Raw genomic sequence first — 1,940 nt, 5'->3', positions numbered from 1 at the left:
AGCCTGCTGGGGTGAGGGCGGGGAGCGCCCAGGCGCTCCCCGCTTGACCTTGATTCCGGTCATGGCCGGCAGGGAGTCTTCCGGTTAGCTTGCTCCCATGGAGCGTCCTGAGTTCGCCCAGTACCCGTATCTGGTGGCCTGGGAGGTGACCAACGCCTGCCTCCTCGCCTGCCGCCACTGCCGGGCCTCGGCCATGCCCCACCCCCTGCCTGGGGAGCTTTCTACGGAGGAGGGCTTGGGGCTTATAGAGGAGGTGGCCACCTACCGCCCTAAGCCCCTCCTCCTCCTCACTGGGGGAGACCCCCTGGCCCGCCCCGACCTCCTTTTCCTCATCCAAAGGGCCCGGGAGCTGGGGCTTAAGGTGGGCCTCACCCCGGCGGCCACACCCCTTCTCACCCGGGAGAAGGTGTTCCAGCTCAAGGAGGCAGGGGTGACCCGGCTGGCCCTTTCCTTGGACGGGGCAAGCCCGAAAAGCCACGATGCCTTCCGGGGAGAGGAGGGCACCTTTGCCCGGACCCTGGCGGCCCTGGGATGGGCCAAGGAAGCGGGGCTTCCCACCCAGGTGAACACCACCGTGACCCGGGAAAACTGGCCGGAGATCCAGGCTCTACCCGATCTCCTGGCGGAGAAGGGGGTGGTCCTTTGGAGCCTGTTCTTCCTGGTGCCCGTGGGACGGGGGGCCTTGTTAAAGCAACTCTCCGCCAGGCAGTTTGAGGAAGTGCTCCACTGGCTTTACGAGGTTTCCCTTTCCTACCCCTTCCATGTAAAGACCACCGAAGCCCACCACTTTCGCCGGGTGGTGTTGGAGAGGCGGAGGGAACTGGGTGCGCAGGACCGGGCCCTGGCGGCGGGAGAAAGCCTCCACCGGGAGTACTTCCAAGATGGTATGGAGCACTCCCGGCTTGGGGTCACGGACGGCAACGGCTTTGTCTTCGTGTCCGCCACCGGGGATGTGGCCCCTTCGGGGTTCTTGCCCGTTTACGCCGGCAACATCCGGGAGAAGTCTCTCCTGGAGATTTACCGGTATAGCTTACTCTTTCAAGAACTCCGCAATAAGGACCTCCTCAAAGGGAAGTGCGGGGTCTGCGAGTACCGCTTTGTGTGCGGGGGAAGCCGGGCCAGGGCCTGGGCGGAAACCGGGGATTACCTGGCCAGCGAGCCCCGGTGCGTCTATGTGCCCCCGGCTTGGTTGGAGAAGGTGGGCAAAGTTTCCAGCGCAGGATGAGGGCTTGGGCGGGGGTGGGGTGCGGTTAGGCAAGCGGAGGGCATCGGGGGGGCGAACTCTTTGGCCCGCCAGTTCACCCGGGCCTTCTCCTTGCTGAGCCCTCGAGGCCAGAGGCAACCCAGCTACACCCGCACCCCGTCCTCCGGGGAAGCTGGCTCGTAAACGCGCTTTACCCTTAAAGCCATTCCGCCTCCGGGAGGACGCACTCCGGGCACTGGGCTCCCGTGAAGCACACCCACTCCAGGACTTCTTCCACGTCCTCCACCGGCCCCAGGTGGTAGATCTCCAGGAAGGGATCAGCCACCAGTATGCCCTTTTCCGGGATGGCGTGGACCAGGTTTCCTTCCCGGTCCATGAGGATGGGCAAGGGGCTTTCGTGGGTTTCTTGGGCGAGGAGGAAGGCCTGGGCCTCGAGGGCAGCGAGCTCTTCCTGGCGGAGGGCCAGGGCCTGGGCCATCCCGGGGTCCCGCAGGAGAACCAGGATCTTCCCCTTAAGGTCCGGCAGGTATACCCTTTCTCCGCCTGGGGTGTGGAGGGTATAGGGGGGAAGGAGCTTTCTCAAAGCGACCATGGTCTATTCTGGTCTTTCTTGCTCCCTTAGGAGTGTGAACTGGTTCCTGGGAGATTTGGAAGGCGTGCCCCCAAGATCCCTTGACCCCGGTCATGGACGGGCCGAAGGCCAGGGACCAGACTAGGCCTTGGAGGTAGATATGCC

General features: G+C 64.4%; 2 protein-coding genes. One reads left to right on the top strand and one right to left on the bottom strand.

The window, feature by feature from the left end:
- Positions 1-97: 97 nt before the first annotated feature.
- The gene (locus TNMX_RS10730) at positions 98-1,225 is read left to right on the top strand and encodes a TIGR04053 family radical SAM/SPASM domain-containing protein (RefSeq protein ID WP_015717636.1); all 1,128 of its coding nucleotides are present in this window, start codon (positions 98-100) and stop codon (positions 1,223-1,225) included.
- 175 nt (positions 1,226-1,400) lie between these two features.
- Here TNMX_RS10730 and TNMX_RS13575 read toward each other — a convergent pair whose 3' ends face one another.
- Entirely contained in the window at positions 1,401-1,796 is a 396-nt protein-coding gene (locus tag TNMX_RS13575; RefSeq protein ID WP_015717635.1) for a hypothetical protein, read from the bottom strand.
- Positions 1,797-1,940: the final 144 nt, after the last annotated feature.

The organism is Thermus sp. NMX2.A1, from assembly GCF_000511705.1.
GTDB classification, from domain to species: Bacteria; Deinococcota; Deinococci; order Deinococcales; family Thermaceae; genus Thermus; species Thermus scotoductus.
Note: the sequence above shows the minus strand (reverse complement) of the source record. Positions and strands in the feature narration are given on the sequence as shown.

Excerpts from the sequence above, each read along its gene's own strand:
- TNMX_RS13575 (WP_015717635.1), bottom strand. The coding sequence starts at position 1,796 with ATGGTCGCTTTGAGAAAGCTCCTTCCCCCCTATACCCTCCACACCCCA.
- TNMX_RS10730 (WP_015717636.1), top strand. The coding sequence starts at position 98 with ATGGAGCGTCCTGAGTTCGCCCAGTACCCGTATCTGGTGGCCTGGGAG.